This is a genomic window from Aurantibrevibacter litoralis (genome assembly GCF_034651555.1).
Taxonomy (GTDB): domain Bacteria; phylum Bacteroidota; class Bacteroidia; order Flavobacteriales; family Flavobacteriaceae; genus Aurantibrevibacter; species Aurantibrevibacter litoralis.
On the sequence record NZ_JAYEEQ010000004.1, the window covers coordinates 92,689 to 108,407 of the forward strand.

Here is a 15,719-nt window from a genome sequence, read left to right on the forward strand (position 1 = left end):
ACACTGGTCACATAGCATGCTAAATATCCATAATCTTTCAGTTTCTTTTGGGGGCGCATATTTATTTGAAGAAATCGCATTTCGCTTAAATGCGGGCGACAGAGTTGGACTCATAGGAAAAAATGGTGCCGGAAAATCAACTTTGCTTAAATTACTAGCCAAGGATACCGTGCCCGATACGGGTGCCATTGCATCAGACAAAGATCTCAGAATAGGCTTTTTACGTCAGGATATCGATTTTGAGCAGGGCAGAACGGTTTTGGAAGAAGCCTATCAAGCGTTTGAGGAAATTAAACAGTTAGAAGCAAAACTTGATCGTATTAATGAGCAATTGGCCTCCAGAACAGATTATGAAAGTGAAGCCTATAGTCAACTCATTATAGATCTAAACGATATTTCCCAGCATTACGAAATTTTAGGAGGCTACAATTATCAGGGAGAAACGGAGAAAATTCTTCTTGGGCTAGGATTTAAACGAGACGATTTTGAGAAGAAAACCGATACGTTTTCAGGTGGGTGGCGCATGCGGATTGAATTGGCAAAACTTTTATTACAAAACAATGATGTGTTGCTGTTAGATGAGCCAACGAATCACCTCGACATAGAGTCTATTATTTGGTTAGAACAGTTCCTAAGAGCATATTCGGGAGCCGTCGTGATTGTGTCGCACGACAAGATGTTCTTAGACAATGTAACCAATAGGACCATTGAGATATCGCTTGGCAGAATTTACGACTACAAAAAACCGTATAGCGCATACTTAGAATTGCGAAACGAAATACGACAGCAACAGCTCAATGCTCAAAAAAATCAGGAAAAAGAAATACAGCAGGCAGAGCGCCTCATCGAAAAATTTAGAGCTAAAAGTACAAAGGCCTCCATGGCGCAATCGCTTATTAAAAAATTGGACAAAATTGAGCGCATAGAGGTAGATGAGGAAGATAGCAGCGTTATGAAGCTTCGATTTCCGATTTCAATTACCCCCGGAAAAGTAGTGGTAGAAATAGAGAAACTCTCAAAAAGTTATGGTGCGCATACCGTGTTAAACCAGATTAACCTACTCATAGAGCGCGATAGCAAGACAGCTTTTGTGGGTCAGAACGGGCAAGGAAAATCTACCTTGGCCAAAATCATCGTAGACGAACTTAGTTTTGAGGGGCATTGTAAATTGGGGCATAACGTGCAAATTGGGTATTTTGCGCAAAACCAAGCCGAGTATTTAGATGGGGAAAAAACCATTTTAGATACTATGATCGATGCGGCTAACGAAGCTAACCGAAGTAAAGTACGAGATATTTTAGGTTCCTTTCTGTTTCGGGGCGATGATGTTGATAAGTACGTAAGAGTATTGTCCGGAGGAGAACGCAATCGTTTGGCACTTGCCAAAATGTTATTGCAGCCCTTTAATGTATTGGTCATGGACGAACCAACAAACCATTTGGATATTAAATCTAAACATGTTTTGAAACAAGCCCTGCAAAGTTTTGAAGGAACACTGATATTGGTTTCCCATGACAGGGATTTTTTACAAGGCCTAACGAATAAGGTTTACGAATTTAAAGACGGTGCCATTAAAGAATATTTGGGCGATATCAATTTTTATTTAGAACAACGAAAAGTTGATGATTTTAGAGGGATAGAGAAAAAACAAAAAAGCACTCTCGCTAAAGAGAAAAATAAAGCGAAGGATTTTAATGGTGAAGACCTCAAAAAAGTAAAATCGCTCAAAAACCAATTGAGTACCGTGGAACGTGATATTGCCGCCCTTGAAAAGGAACTGGTACACATTGAAAAAACACTGCAATCCCCGCACCATAAATCGGCAGAGAATACAGAATTTTTTGATGTCTATCAAAAGAAAAAAGGAACTTTAGATACGCTTATGAAAAGTTGGGAGCAACTGACCATGGCACTCGAAGAATTTGCAATGTAAGGCCTGAGTAAGGCGACGAACACTTCTAAACCACATTTTTTAAGGGATACACAACAAATATGGACGCTTCGTCGATATTTTTTGCAGAAAGGCTTGGATTTGCTTTAATTTGTAGGGTAATTCTTTCTTTATATATCGATAAGGATTTCATTCATACTAAAGATAATCGCTATGAAAAACCGGATTCTAACCCTTCTAGTCGTTTGCATTGGTGTAGGAGTAACTTATGCCGAAGTGCCAAAAAAAGAGAAAAAAGCACTGTTAGATTTGTATCACAATACCAATGGTGCCCAATGGACTATCCCGTGGAATTTGTCTACACCTGTATCCCAATGGCACGGTGTAAAAGTGATGGATGGCCATGTGGTGGCAATAGATCTTTTTAGAAACAATCTCTCCGGAACTATTCCGAAGAGTATTGGTAAACTCCCTTTTTTGTCGACATTAAATCTGGCTTTCAATCGTATTTCCGGCCAAATACCGGAGAAAATCACAGATTTGAGACAATTGAAAATTTTAAAGTTAGAGATGAATACCTTAGAAGGAACGCTTCCTAAAGGCATGGCCAAAATGACCGCTTTGGTAGAACTCAGTCTTTTCAACAATGTACTATCAGGTAGCATCCCCGTAGGCCTAGGTGCTTTAAAGGAGCTAAAAATGCTTAATTTATCTAGCAATCAATTTTCAGGTCACATTCCTAAAGAATTAGGAACCCTTGTGAAATTGGAAACTTTGGGTCTTTTTGAAAATAAACTAGAGGGTCGTATTCCCAATGCAATAGGAAATCTCAGCAACCTAAAGGAACTGGTACTGGCCAACAATCAACTGGGTGGAGAAATTCCCGTAGAATTCGGAATGCTGGCAAGTCTAAAAGTATTACAAATACAAAATAATAAATTTGATTCCTTTAAAAATTTGCAGCAGATGGATGCGCAACAATTTTTGGTTTTTGATTACGATACCCAAAAAACCGGTATCGACTATAAGGCTACCGATTTTAATAGAACGCGAATGGCCGATACCCTATTTGAAGATGTTGATGATGAGTAGATTATAAAATGTAGTTGGTTTGGTTAAAGGGATGCTTTCGCATCCCTTTTTTAGTAAATGTCGTAAGCCATTTTTAAGACGGATTTAACTAAAACCGCTTAAACTAATACCTAGTTTTGCCGTCTAATTCAACAAACCTTTCTAAAGTTCATGAACACACGCAAAATAGTTCTTACCGTTTTAGGCATCGTACTTATCTTAATTTCTATATATGCCGCGAAGGTAATTGTTGACAACAAAAAGACGCCAAGACCAAGACCTGAAAGGGTTGTAAAGTTGGTTTTTGCAAATACGGTACAAAACGGTACTGTCCCTATTGTGGTAAAAGCCAACGGAAATGTGTTGGCCAAACGAAGGGTAGAGCTATTTTCCGAAGTACAAGGGGTTTTTAAAAGAGGCACTAAGCTTTTTAGAACCGGACAACAGTACAACGCCGGAGAAACTATTATTAGAATAGATGCCGCCGAATATGCGGCAAGTGTACAATCTGCCAAAAGTAATTTGTATAATCTCATTACTACCCTAATGCCGGATTTACGATTAGATTACCCTGAAATTTATCCCAAATGGCAAGCGTATCTAACTAGTTTTGATCTACAAAAAACAACACCCGCACTTCCCGAAATGACCTCTGAAAAAGAAAAATTCTTTATTACCGGAAGAGGCATACTTACCAATTTTTATAATGTAAAGAATTTGGAAGAGCGCTTATACAAATACGTCATAGCTGCACCTTTTAATGGCGTGCTAACAGAGGCTTTGGTTACCGAAGGAACCTTAGTGCGCTCCGGTCAAAAATTAGGAGAGTTTATAGATCCGGGAGAATATGAATTGGAAGTATCGGTGAGTAAAGCCTACAGCGATTTGCTAAAAATTGGGGAACGTGTAAATTTGGCTAATCTAGATCGATCTAAAACCTACCAAGGAAAAGTTGTCCGCGTAAACAGTAGGGTAGATCAGGCGTCACAGACCATTAAAGCCTATATCGAAATTAATGATAACAGCCTTTCTGAAGGCATGTATCTGGAAGCGCTTTTAAATGCCAGAGAAGAACAAAACGCCATTGAAATAGACAGGGGGCTACTTTTAGAAAACGACAAGGTATTTGTGGTGCGCGATTCTGTATTGGATGTCATCGATGTAAAACCAGTTTATTTTTCGGATAAAAAGGTGGTCGTAAAAGACATCCCAGATGGTACTGTAATGGTCTCTAAACCCGTTGTGGGTTCGTACGCAGGAATGCTTGTAAAAATATTTGAGGAGAAAGAAACCGCAGGGAATACCACTAATACCAGTAAGCCATGAGAAATATTATATCCTATTTTATAAAGTATCATGTAGCGGTTGATGTATTTGTTTTTGCCTTTTTTGTCTTTGGTATTTATGGAGCCACCTCCCTTAAGTCGTCTTACTTTCCGTTGGTGGAATCTAAAAATATTGTAATTACAGTTACCTATCCAGGTGCATCCCCTCAAGAAGTAGAGGAAGGGATTGTGCTTAAAATTGAAGATAATCTTAAAGGATTAGAAGGTATCGATAGAGTTACATCTACCTCCAGAGAAAACAGCGGTACCATAAATGTAGAAATAGAAAAGGGTGAGAACATTGACTTTATGTTGCTGGAAGTAAAGAATGCCGTAGACAGGGTTCCATCATTTCCTACAGGCATGGAACCTTTAATAGTGGCAAAACGTGAAGAAATTAGGCAGACCATAAGTTTTGCCATTAGTGGCGAAAATATACCACTGGTAACCCTTAAGGAAATTGGGCGTCAGATAGAAAACGATATTCGTGCCATGGAGGGGATATCGCAAATTGCATTTACCGGGTATCCCGAGGAAGAAATAGAAATTGCCGTAAACGAAAATAGTTTGTTGGCCTACGGGATGTCTTTTACAGAAGTGGCCAATGCCGTAGCCAATGCCAATATTTTAATTACGGGAGGTAATATTAAAACCAATGCGGAAGAGTATCTTATAAGAGCTAATAACCGCTCGTATTACGGGGACGATCTTTCTAATTTAATAGTGCGTGCAGATGTTGGTGGCAGTACCGTTCGGCTAAGGGACGTAGCCGTAATTCGCGATCGGTTTTCCGAAACGGCCAACGCCTCCTATTTTAATGGTAATTTGGCGGTCAATGCCTCTATAACCAGTACCAATTCGGAAGATCTTATTTCCTCGGCAGAACTCATCAAGGCGTACGTAGAAGAATTCAACCAAAAGAACAACAATATCACTTTAGATGTCGTAAACGATCAATCCATCACCCTAACCCAACGCACACAACTTTTGGTAGAAAATGCATGGATGGGTATGGTGTTGGTACTTATTTTTCTTTCGCTATTTTTAAATACCCGACTTGCCTTTTGGGTCGCCTTCGGGTTGCCAATCTCCTTCTTGGGGATGTTTATCTTTGCCGGATTTTTCGATGTTACCATAAACGTGCTTTCTTTGTTTGGGATGATTATCGTAATCGGCATCTTGGTAGATGACGGTATTGTGATTGCCGAGAATATTTATCAGCATTATGAAAAGGGCAAAACACCCATACAGGCGGCAATCGATGGCACTATGGAGGTTATTCCTCCCATTGTATCGGCAATAATTACAACCATTTTAGCCTTTTCTATTTTCCTGTTTTTAGACAGTAGGATTGGTGAATTTTTTGGTGAGGTCTCCGTAATTGTCATTCTTACTCTGGTAGTATCCTTGGTAGAGGCATTAATCATTTTACCGGCTCACTTAGCCCATTCCAAAGCACTACAACCTTTGGAAGACAAGCCTAAAACAGGTATTGCAAAAGCCTTTTCGAAACTGAGGGAAATTAATAAATATGGTGATCGAATCATGCTCTGGATGCGCGACAACCTCTATGCCAAGGTTCTTGCATTTGCACTGCGTTATAAATTTTTAACTTTTTCCTTTTTTGCAGTTGCTCTAATTCTGACATTAGGTGCTACCGGAGGTGGGGTTGTCCGAACTGCTTTCTTTCCTAGAATTGCTAGCGATCAGGTTTCTATTTCGCTTTTAATGCCCAATGGCACTAATGAAAAGGTGACGGATTCTATTATTAGTTTGATAGAAGAAAAAGCACTAATCGCCAATGAGGAATTAACCGCAGAATATTTAAAAGGTGGCACTAAAAAATTGTTTGAAAATACGATTAAAAATTTAGGCCCCGGATCATCTGCTGCCACTTTAGTCATTAATTTGTTGCCGGGTGAAGAACGACCGGATGCTGTGGTCACTGAACTGGTTGCCAATAGAATACGAGATCTTGTAGGCCCTGTAGTGGGCACGGAAAGTCTTATTTATGGTTCTGGTGGTAATTTTGGAGGGAGTCCGGTATCTGTGTCTTTATTAGGCAATAATATTAGCGAATTAAAAGCAGCTAAAAATGAATTAAAAACGGCTTTGGTAAACAATGCGTTGCTAAAAGATGTCGCAGATAATGACCCTGCAGGAATTAAGGAAATTCGGCTAGAACTAAAAGAAAGTGCGTATTTATTAGGACTAGACCTTAGGAATATTATGGATCAGGTACGCGCCGGATTTTTTGGCGTACAGGCGCAGCGTTTCCAAAGAGGGCAAGACGAAATCCGGGTATGGGTGCGTTACGATAGACCCAACCGCTCGGCCATTGTTGATTTAGATGAAATGCGCATTCAAACACCCAATGGTAACAGAGTACCTTTAAAAGAAATTGCCAATTATACCATAGAGCGGGGCGATGTTGCCATAAACCATTTGGATGGTCGCCGAGAAATTCAAATCTCGGCAGACTTGAAAGATGATAAAACCACTACAGCGACAGATATTATGGCCGATATTCAGACCCGGATTATGCCCGATATTCAGGCCAAATACCCTACCGTAACGGCGTCTTATGAGGGTCAAAATAGAGAGGCCAACAAATTGAGCAAATCATTCAAGCCTGTTGGGTTTACTGTGTTAGTATTGATTTATATCACCATCGCTTTTACCTTTAGAAGTTTTAGTCAGCCCTTAATGTTACTTCTTATGATACCTTTTAGCCTAACAGCCGTTGCTTGGGGTCATTGGATTCATGGATTTCCGGTAAATATTTTGTCTTTATTGGGCATCATAGCCTTAATTGGGATAATGGTGAATGATGGTTTGGTACTTATAGGTCGCTTTAATGCCAATTTGCGCAGCGGACTAAAGTTTGATGTAGCTCTTTACGAAGCGGGCAAATCTCGTTTTAGGGCTATATTCTTAACTTCTGTTACCACTATTGCAGGTCTTGCTCCCCTGCTGTTAGAAAAAAGCAGACAAGCTCAATTTTTAAAACCCATGGCTATTTCCATTGCCTATGGTATTGCCTTTGCCACAGTACTTACACTCGTTATGTTACCTATCTTTTTATCCTTTAGTAACAACCTAAAAGTAGGTGCAAAATGGCTTAAGACGGGAAAGGATATTTCCAAAGAAGAGGTAGAAAGAGCTTTAAAAGAAGAGGAAGAAGAAATGTTCATGCAAGGCATAATAGATCCTAATACCAATGGTACGCACAAAGTCGCAAAAAAAGAAACAACCAAAAACAAAGAAATACCCCAAGAATTTGAGATCTAGTACTACAAAAACAAACAAGATATTCGGCATCGTTACTCTTGTTTTATGGGCAACGCATGCTATTTACGGACAAGAAACCATGTTGACCAAGCAGGAAGCAGTAAATCTGGCCTTGGAAAATAATTTTGGTATTAAAGTAGCCAAAAACGAATTGGAAATAGCTGATAATAACCAAGGTATCCTTAATTCAGGTTATTTGCCCAGTTTAAATGGCGTAGCAGGAGCCACCTATAATACGAATAACACGGAAACGGAGTTTCCAGGGCAATTTTTAGAGGATGGAACACCACGCCCTAATGTTTCCTTGGATAATGCAGAAAGCCAACGGTACAATTCATCCATCAATTTAAATTATACCTTGTTTGATGGTATGGGGAGATACTACAACTTCAAAAGGCTTAAAGAACAATATCAACTCAGTGCGTTACAAGCCCGTGAAACCATAGAAAATACAACCATACAGCTATTCAGCGTGTATTTTGAAATTGCGCGACTCACTGAAAATGAAAATGTACTACAACGCGCCCTCGAAATTTCCAAAGATCGAATAAAAAGAGCAGAGTATGCCTTTGATTATGGTCAGAACACCAAACTAGATATCTTAAATGCGCAGGTAGATGTAACCAACGACAGCATAAACCTTCTTAATGTGAAGCAGCAAATGGCCAATGCCAAACGTGACTTAAATGTGTTACTGAGTCAAAACCTAAATGCCAAATTTAGTGTGGATACGGTGGTGCAGTTTATTCCTAAATTGAAATTAGAAGAATATGTGGGTTTGGCCACACAAAATAATGTGGCTCTTTTGCAGACCGAAAGAAATTTGGCCATTACAGACTACGACATTAAGGTAAGCCGAGCGGGCTATTTACCTACTATCGGACTCACAGGTACCTACGGGTGGAATTTAAATCAGGGGGCACCATCGGCTTTCTTATCCGGGGTTGTCTTCCCTGGAACTAATACAACTACAACCAATGTATTACTGGCTGCTAATTTAACTTGGAATCTTTTTGATGGAGGTGGCACTACCGTTCGTATTAAAAACGCTAAAATTGCCCATGAAAATCAGGAATTACTGCGCGAACAAGTGAAATTAGAGGTAAACCGGGATATTGAAAATGCGGTAGCGATATACGAAAACCGACTTCAAATATTTAATATCCAACAACAAAACGTGATTACAAACCAAAATAATTTTGAACGATCTAAAGAACAGTTTCAATTAGGGCGCATTACCTCTATAGAGTTTCGGCAAGCGCAAATCAACCTTTTAAATGCACAAACCAATAAGAACTTAGCCAAGTACGATGCCAAGCTGGCCGAACTGCAATTACTACAACTTACTGGGCAGCTACTCAATGTCGATTTTTAGGCACAACCTTAGATTTCGGCTTTTTTAATGCCCTTCCATTTTTTAAGCGTTTACTAAACAAAAACACAGCTTCATCGGGAATCAAAATCCTAAAAGTAGGATTATTTTCATTGTGATATTTCCAACGCACAACGGCAAACATATAAACCACTGATCGCATATTTTCTATATCTTGCTATAGGTAAATAGGTGCAGAATACGAGCAACACCTTAAAAATAGAAGAAAAGATCGTGCGATAAATTATCTATTTTTTTTTGGATTGTCTATCTTGGGCAGCACGTTATTTAATAAACAAGCTAAAAAAGCGCGCAGGAAAAAATATCGCAAAATAAAACAATACGTATGGAAGTAAAAAAGGTAGCGGTAGCGAAAAGGAATTATGGACAAACGCCGAATGGAGAAACCGTAGCCCTATATTCGTTAAAGAACACGAATGGTATGCAGGTAGACTTCTTAACCTATGGCGGAATTATTACAACACTTAAAGTACCGAATAGAGAAGGCTATTACGAAAATGTAGTATTAGGTTTCAATTCTTTAACCCAATACGTGGAGCGTAATCCATTTTTCGGTGTTATTGTGGGACGGTTTGGAAATCGTATTGCCAAGGGCAAATTTAGTTTAGATGGTACGGAATATAGCTTGGCAATAAACAATGGTAAAAATCATTTACATGGAGGTCTTAAAGGGTTTGACAAAGTGCTTTGGACGGTGAAAGAAGTGCTTCAAGACGCTTCTAAGGCGACCGTAACACTCGCCTATCTAAGTCCTGATATGGAAGAAGGCTATCCGGGAAATTTGGCAGTGGAAGTTAGCTATTCACTAAATACCAACAATGTCTTTAGTGTGCACTATGGAGCTACTACCGACAAAGCCACTATTGTGAATCTTACCCAACATTCTTATTTTAATTTATCCGGAGATTTCACCAAAGCTATTGTAGACCATGAAGTTGAGATTAAAGCTAATCATTACCTACCCGTAGATGACGGATTGATTCCTTTAGGCGAACTTGCAGCTGTAGCCCATACGCCCTTCGATTTTAGAATCCCTAAACCCATTGGCAGCGCAATTGATGCCGATCATATCCAGCTTAAAATAGCAGGAGGTTATGACCATTGCTGGGCATTAAATGGGGCTGAAACCGGTCTTAAACATGCATTGTCTGCCTACCATCCAAAAAGTGGTCGGCATATGGAAGTATTTACCGAAGAACCTGGATTACAGTTCTATACGGGTAATTTTTTAGATGGCACTATACCGGCACCTAACGGCGGATTTTATACTGGACGAAGCGGGTTTTGTGTAGAAACCCAACACTTTCCGGATGCCCCCAATCAAAAGGATTTCCCCTCAGTAGTACTCCGCCCCGGTGAGCAATACAGTACCACAACCCAGTTTAAATTTTCCGTGAAATAAAAGCAAGGATACTATTAATCGTTCTTGAAACGGACTATCCTCGAGGCAGGCCTAAGGGTATACCCATTAGATAAGCGTAGCGCAGGTTTCACCGGTTTTATTTCGACGAGTTTTGTACACTATAATTTGACATTTGAATCAAAAACCGAAATTTTGTTTCTTACCACACGCAAAACAGCAAAAAGGGCGCTCTTACCGCTCCAACGAAGAAATAAGACCGAAACCCCGACCCATGGATCGGGCAGTCTTTAGAGTAAAGCACCTTATTTTGGTTTTTAGGTAAGGAGTGCGATTTTTTTCAAAAAAGGGTATTCTTTAGATCAATTTTGCCTATTTTTGCGGGCTCAAAATAATATTTAGGTCTGCTAATAGTAAAAGTCATACATTTTAAAGACCATGGCAGTAAGGGCATTGAAAACAACGGGATGTAGCGCAGCCCGGTAGCGCACACGGCTGGGGGCCGTGGGGTCGCAGGTTCAAATCCTGTCATCCCGACGAACCATATACCAAATGGAACCAAAACACTGTTAATCGTATGATTATCAGTGTTTTTTGTTTTTTGCGCATTTTATTAAATGCTATTAAATGGCATCTGTTACACCTAGCTAGGTGCGCAATTAGGTGTACAATAGGCTTCTAAAAAAGTTGTAACTTTAGTGAACTTTAGAGTACGATTTGACTTTCGTCTTTACCATTTATTGTGTAACTAAAGTCAATTAAAATGAAGAAAAATGAAAACTTTGCCATCCAATTCTATACTAGAAAATCACGAAGTATCCCCAATCAACTATCTGTTTATGTGCGTATTACAGCTAAGGGCAAGAGAGCTGAAATCAGTTTAAAACAAAGTATTGACTCTTTGGAGTGGTATAACAGAGGTGGTAGGGGAAGAAATCATTCCCAAAGAGGTCGTTCCATTAATGCCTATCTCGATCAGGTGCGCATTCAACTCTTACAATGCCATGACCAACTTATGGAAGAAGGTAAAATTGCCTCCTCAGCGGCTATAAAATTACGTTTTCTAGGGGAAGATGATGTGGGTAGGACTTTGATGGATTTGATTGCCTATCATAATGAAACTATGGTGCATGTTCTTAAGCGAGGCGCTTCCAAGAATTATTATACCACGGAAAAATACTTGCGTAGGTTTCTATCCGCAAAGCTAAGAACAGATGATGTGCACTTAAGGCAACTCAATTACCGGTTTATATTGGATTTTGAACAGTATCTAAGGAACTGCACGGACTCAAAGAAAGTCCTTATTTTGGGCAATAATGGAGTGATGAAGCATCTGGAAAGGTTGAAAAAGATGGCAAATCTAGCGGTTAAATTAGAGTGGATAGCAAAGAACCCCTTTGACCAATTTCAGCTGAAGTTCAATAAATTCGATAGGATTTATCTTACAGAACGGGAACCACAGTTGATAGAGGAAACCATATTTATGCAGCCCCGTTTAGAGCATTCACCAAAGTCGGTATCATCATGAAAAAGGAAAAACTAGAAGAAAACCCAAACTACTTCTTACAACCGACTTCATTTTTGAATATAATTTTAGAAAATGAAAGAGTAGACCTATAATCTTAAACGTATGCAAAATTTCAGTTACGAAAGCCTGAATATATAATAAAAAACGCATTGCATATCTAAATATGCAAATAATAAGTTAAATTGCACATGTAAATATGCAATATGGAACGATTATTGGAAAAATCCGCAACTTTGGTACAACGGGTTCGTGCCGAAAAAAAGCGCTATCTCTACCATGAAATCAATTGGAAAAACAGGTTAATCGGTATTAAAGGCGCACGGGGCACCGGCAAAACCACGCTATTGCTGCAAAAATTGCAGCAGTTACAATTGGCTCCAACAGAAGGCACCTATTGGTCTTTGGATGATTTTTATTTTACGACCCATTCCTTGGTAGAAACAGCAGAGGAATTTTACAAAAGGGGGGGGAAGTACCTCTTTTTGGATGAAGTGCATAAATATGAAAATTGGTCTTTGCACATAAAAAACCTTTATGATTTTTACCCGGAATTAAAAATTGTTTTTACCGGGTCTTCCATCATCGATATTTCACGGGAAGAAGGGGATTTGAGCCGTCGGGTACTCATGTACTCTTTATTCGGGCTCTCCTACCGGGAATATTTGGCCTTTAATGATGTATACAATTTTGAACCCATATCCCTGAAAGATATACTTTCCGGCGATCGTAAGTGGAGCCATATGTTTCCACAAGATTTTAGACCTTTAGCCCATTTTGAAGCTTATCTGGAACATGGTTATTATCCGTTTTCCATGGAGGACAAAGAAGGTTATGCTACCCGATTACAACAACTGTTGCGCCTGATCGTGGAATACGACATGGCCGAATTAAAAGGGTTTGATATACGCAATGCCAAAAAAATGCTGCAACTGCTACACGTGGTAGCTTCCAATGTGCCCTTCCAACCCAACTTAAGTGCGGTTGCCGTAAAGAGTGGCATACACAGAAATTCGGTATTATTGTACTTGCATTTTTTAGAGCAGGCTCAATTAATAAAACTGTTATATCCCTCTGGCATCAGCTTGGCCGGACTGCAAAAACCCGAAAAAATATATTTGGACAATACCAACCTCGTATTTGCTCTGGCAGGATCAAAACCGAACGCAGGAAATTTACGGGAAACGTTTTTTATTTCTCAGGTGTTGGTACGGCATAGGGTGGCTTACCCAAAACAAGGCGATTTTTTAGTGGAGGATACCCATACTTTTGAAGTTGGCGGAAAGGATAAATCCAACAAACAGATTAAAGATGTCCATAACGCCTTTGTGGTGGCGGACAATGTGGAGTTCCCGGTAGGGAAATTGCCCCTTTGGCTCTTCGGTTTTTTATATTGATATGAATATCATAGCAACACATATCAATTACCAGATTGTATATTTATGGAGGAGGGCAATAATCAAGAACTAATTTTACGCTCTTTTATGTAATATGGTCGCAATTCGGTTAGCAAAATCGTTTTAACATTTATACTAACCGAGATGTTAAAATTTATGAGTTGACCGGAAAATTAAATGTATATTTAAAGTGATTTGACTTTCGTCTGACAAAAACCAAGTGTTAACTAAAAGACGAAATCACGAAAACAACTTCAACATTCAGTATTCTGTTCTGGGCCAACTTTTCCAGAGTAAAAGACGGGCAGACAATGCTTTATCTGAGTTTAATAAAAGTCTAAAAGTACTCTCTAAAATGGCCGGTATTACCAAGAACGTAACCAGTTATGTATCCAGGGACAGTTTTGCGATGTGTCTCCGTGAAAAAGGGGTTAGTATTGACATTATCGGGGAGACCCTTGGCCACCAAAGTGTAATTACTACGAAAGCTTATGTTCGGGATTTTGGAGTAGAGGTTTTGGATGATGCTGTAGAAGTATTGTTATGGTAAAGATTAACTTGATATGAAACGACTAATATATTATCTATTTTTTGTATATTTACGTATAATTAGCTAATATATTGTCTATTTATGAATAAATATAGTGTAGATAAACTTCCAAGAGAAGTTCGCTTAGAAATTGCAGAAAAACATAAAAAGCTTAGGAAACAGAAAGGACTTTCCCAAAATGAACTTGCAGAACGTTCGGGAGTATCCCTTGGTAGCTTAAAACGTTTTGAAAGCAAAGGACAGGTGTCTTTAGAGTCGTTATTGAAATTGGTATATGTATTAGGGCGATTATCTGATTTTGAAACGGTATTGAAACCTGCAGAAGATCTTCGGCATATAGAGAAATTATTTGATTCAAAAAAGAGTAGCTGATGAAACCCATTGAGCAACTACAAGTTAGTCTTAATTTTACCGACACACCTATACCCGTTGGACAAATGGTCTACGATAATGGGAAAATTTTCTTTAAATATGATCCAGATTTTATTGAAAGAGGTTTGGAGATTTCTCCTTTTAAATTGAAACTCTCAGACCGTATTTTATTACCTGAAACAAACATTTTTGAGGGGCTCTTTGGCGTTTTTAGTGATTCTCTTCCTGATGGTTGGGGTAGGTTATTATTGGATAGAACGTTGTTATCAAAAGGGATATCTTTAAACTAAATCACCCCTTTAGACCGTTTGACCCTTATTGGTTCCGGTGGTATGGGCGCCTTGACCTATAGCCCAAATTTAAACGTTATGGTTCAGGCCGACAAGCCATTGCAGCTGGACAACATATCGCAAGAAATGAATAAGGTTTTGGAGGGCACACCTTCAGAAATAATTGAAGAATTGTACCAACTTGGAGGTTCTTCGGGCGGTGCCAGACCAAAAATCTTTGTAGGTTACAACTCCAAAACGAATCACCTTATTCATGGGAGTTCATCCCTGCCAGAGAAATACGAGCATTGGATCATAAAGTTCCCGTCTTCAACCGATCTGCCTGATATCGCTCAAATAGAATATGCGTATTATAAAATGGCACTCGATGCAGGTATCGAAATGTCCGAAAGCAAGTTATTCGAAGGTCCATCCGGAAAAATGTATTTTGCAACCAAAAGATTTGACAGAGTACGGAATGACCGTTTACACTTACATTCTGTTAGCGGACTTTTACATGACAATTTTCGGTATAGCACCCTAGACTATGGTAATGTTATGGATTGTGCTTTCCGACTCGAAAATCATGTTGCTGCCTATTCAAAGGTACTTCGACTAGTGGCATTTAATGTTTATAGTCATAATAGAGATGACCATAGTAAGAATATATCCTTTCTAATGAGTGCTGCCGGAGAATGGAAATTGGCCCCGGCATATGACCTTACCTATTCAAATTCATCACACGGGATGCACAGCACTTTGGTTGCCGGAGAGGGCAAAGCCCCTAGTCAAAAACATTTGTTGGAATTAGCAAATACCTTTGAACTAAAACATCCGGAAACCATTATTAGTGAAGTAAAAAGTATTGTTGCCAATTGGGAGATTTATGCCAAGGATTGTGGTATTAGTTATGACTCCAAGAAGCAAATTGCACAGGCGATGAAGGAAATTAGTAAGGGCTAGATACGGCTTGGGATAAACTTCTCGCCCACTCGGGTCCACAAAAAATTTCAGTTTCACGCTGGTTTCACCCCTACCAAAAGAGAAAGGCCTCGCATTTCTGCGAAGCCTTTGCTAAAAGTAGCTCCCCCTCTTGGGCTCGAACCAAGGACCCTCTGATTAACAGTCAGATGCTCTAACCAACTGAGCTAAGGAGGAGTGTTACGCAAACCGAATATGCCCGGTAAGCGGCTGCAAATATAATTGTATTTTTTAATTCCCCAAAATAAAAAAACTGCCTTTTCTAGAATACTGCCCTAAACATTTTGGATTGCG

12 protein-coding genes and 2 tRNA genes are annotated in these 15,719 nt (G+C 39.3%); 13 read left to right on the plus strand and 1 reads right to left on the minus strand.

Annotated elements, in window-relative coordinates; all coding sequences use genetic code 11:
* Window positions 1-16: 16 nt before the first annotated feature.
* From abc-f to U1E44_RS05390, 13 genes are all read left to right on the plus strand, one after another.
* Entirely contained in the window at window positions 17-1,933 is a 1,917-nt protein-coding gene (gene abc-f / locus U1E44_RS05330) for a ribosomal protection-like ABC-F family protein (RefSeq protein WP_322930018.1), read from the plus strand.
* 171 nt (window positions 1,934-2,104) lie between these two features.
* Window positions 2,105-2,983, plus strand: a complete 879-nt coding sequence (locus U1E44_RS05335) for a leucine-rich repeat domain-containing protein (protein ID WP_322930019.1) — start codon at window positions 2,105-2,107, stop codon at window positions 2,981-2,983.
* A 150-nt stretch (window positions 2,984-3,133) separates the two neighbouring features.
* Window positions 3,134-4,288 carry an efflux RND transporter periplasmic adaptor subunit gene (locus tag U1E44_RS05340; protein WP_322930020.1) on the plus strand — a complete coding sequence of 385 codons (1,155 nt, stop codon included), beginning with the start codon at window positions 3,134-3,136 and terminating at the stop codon, window positions 4,286-4,288.
* On the plus strand, window positions 4,285-7,578 hold the full coding sequence (locus U1E44_RS05345; protein ID WP_322930021.1) for an efflux RND transporter permease subunit: 3,294 nt from the start codon (window positions 4,285-4,287) through the stop codon (window positions 7,576-7,578). The genes U1E44_RS05340 and U1E44_RS05345 overlap by 4 nt, the downstream gene beginning before the upstream one ends.
* Before the next feature lie 19 nt (window positions 7,579-7,597).
* Window positions 7,598-8,953, plus strand: coding sequence for a TolC family protein (locus U1E44_RS05350; RefSeq protein ID WP_323673855.1), 1,356 nt, complete (start codon window positions 7,598-7,600; stop codon window positions 8,951-8,953).
* A 343-nt stretch (window positions 8,954-9,296) separates the two neighbouring features.
* Window positions 9,297-10,373: an aldose epimerase family protein gene (locus U1E44_RS05355; RefSeq protein WP_322930023.1), complete on the plus strand. Its 1,077-nt coding sequence runs from the start codon at window positions 9,297-9,299 to the stop codon at window positions 10,371-10,373.
* Between the two features lie 421 nt (window positions 10,374-10,794).
* Window positions 10,795-10,868 (plus strand) — tRNA-Pro (locus U1E44_RS05360).
* A 226-nt stretch (window positions 10,869-11,094) separates the two neighbouring features.
* Window positions 11,095-11,859 carry a phage integrase SAM-like domain and Arm DNA-binding domain-containing protein gene (locus U1E44_RS05365; protein ID WP_322930024.1) on the plus strand — a complete coding sequence of 255 codons (765 nt, stop codon included), beginning with the start codon at window positions 11,095-11,097 and terminating at the stop codon, window positions 11,857-11,859.
* A 203-nt stretch (window positions 11,860-12,062) separates the two neighbouring features.
* On the plus strand, window positions 12,063-13,253 hold the full coding sequence (locus U1E44_RS05370; protein WP_322930025.1) for an ATP-binding protein: 1,191 nt from the start codon (window positions 12,063-12,065) through the stop codon (window positions 13,251-13,253).
* 220 nt (window positions 13,254-13,473) lie between these two features.
* Window positions 13,474-13,803 (plus strand): tyrosine-type recombinase/integrase, encoded by a 330-nt coding sequence (locus U1E44_RS05375; protein ID WP_322930026.1) that lies wholly within the window; start codon window positions 13,474-13,476, stop codon window positions 13,801-13,803.
* A gap of 81 nt (window positions 13,804-13,884) precedes the next feature.
* The gene (locus U1E44_RS05380) at window positions 13,885-14,175 is read left to right on the plus strand and encodes a helix-turn-helix domain-containing protein (protein ID WP_322930027.1); all 291 of its coding nucleotides are present in this window, start codon (window positions 13,885-13,887) and stop codon (window positions 14,173-14,175) included.
* Window positions 14,175-14,465, plus strand: a complete 291-nt coding sequence (locus U1E44_RS05385; protein WP_322930028.1) for a HipA N-terminal domain-containing protein — start codon at window positions 14,175-14,177, stop codon at window positions 14,463-14,465. The genes U1E44_RS05380 and U1E44_RS05385 overlap by 1 nt, the downstream gene beginning before the upstream one ends.
* 18 nt (window positions 14,466-14,483) lie before the next feature.
* A complete protein-coding gene (locus U1E44_RS05390; protein WP_322930029.1) occupies window positions 14,484-15,407 on the plus strand; it encodes a type II toxin-antitoxin system HipA family toxin in 924 nt (307 codons plus the stop codon).
* A 121-nt stretch (window positions 15,408-15,528) separates the two neighbouring features.
* Here the strand turns inward: U1E44_RS05390 and U1E44_RS05395 are convergent.
* A tRNA-Asn gene (locus U1E44_RS05395) sits at window positions 15,529-15,602 on the minus strand.
* Between the last annotated feature and the right edge of the window lie 117 nt (window positions 15,603-15,719).

What these genes read in the sequence shown, in the direction of transcription:
- U1E44_RS05335 (WP_322930019.1), top strand. Translation starts at nt 2,105, where the DNA reads ATGAAAAACCGGATTCTAACCCTTCTAGTCGTTTGCATTGGTGTAGGA.
- U1E44_RS05365 (WP_322930024.1), top strand. Translation starts at nt 11,095, where the DNA reads ATGAAGAAAAATGAAAACTTTGCCATCCAATTCTATACTAGAAAATCA.
- U1E44_RS05355 (WP_322930023.1), top strand. Translation starts at nt 9,297, where the DNA reads ATGGAAGTAAAAAAGGTAGCGGTAGCGAAAAGGAATTATGGACAAACG.
- abc-f (WP_322930018.1), top strand. Translation starts at nt 17, where the DNA reads ATGCTAAATATCCATAATCTTTCAGTTTCTTTTGGGGGCGCATATTTA.
- U1E44_RS05370 (WP_322930025.1), top strand. Translation starts at nt 12,063, where the DNA reads ATGGAACGATTATTGGAAAAATCCGCAACTTTGGTACAACGGGTTCGT.
- U1E44_RS05345 (WP_322930021.1), top strand. Translation starts at nt 4,285, where the DNA reads ATGAGAAATATTATATCCTATTTTATAAAGTATCATGTAGCGGTTGAT.
- U1E44_RS05380 (WP_322930027.1), top strand. Translation starts at nt 13,885, where the DNA reads ATGAATAAATATAGTGTAGATAAACTTCCAAGAGAAGTTCGCTTAGAA.
- U1E44_RS05340 (WP_322930020.1), top strand. Translation starts at nt 3,134, where the DNA reads ATGAACACACGCAAAATAGTTCTTACCGTTTTAGGCATCGTACTTATC.
- U1E44_RS05385 (WP_322930028.1), top strand. Translation starts at nt 14,175, where the DNA reads ATGAAACCCATTGAGCAACTACAAGTTAGTCTTAATTTTACCGACACA.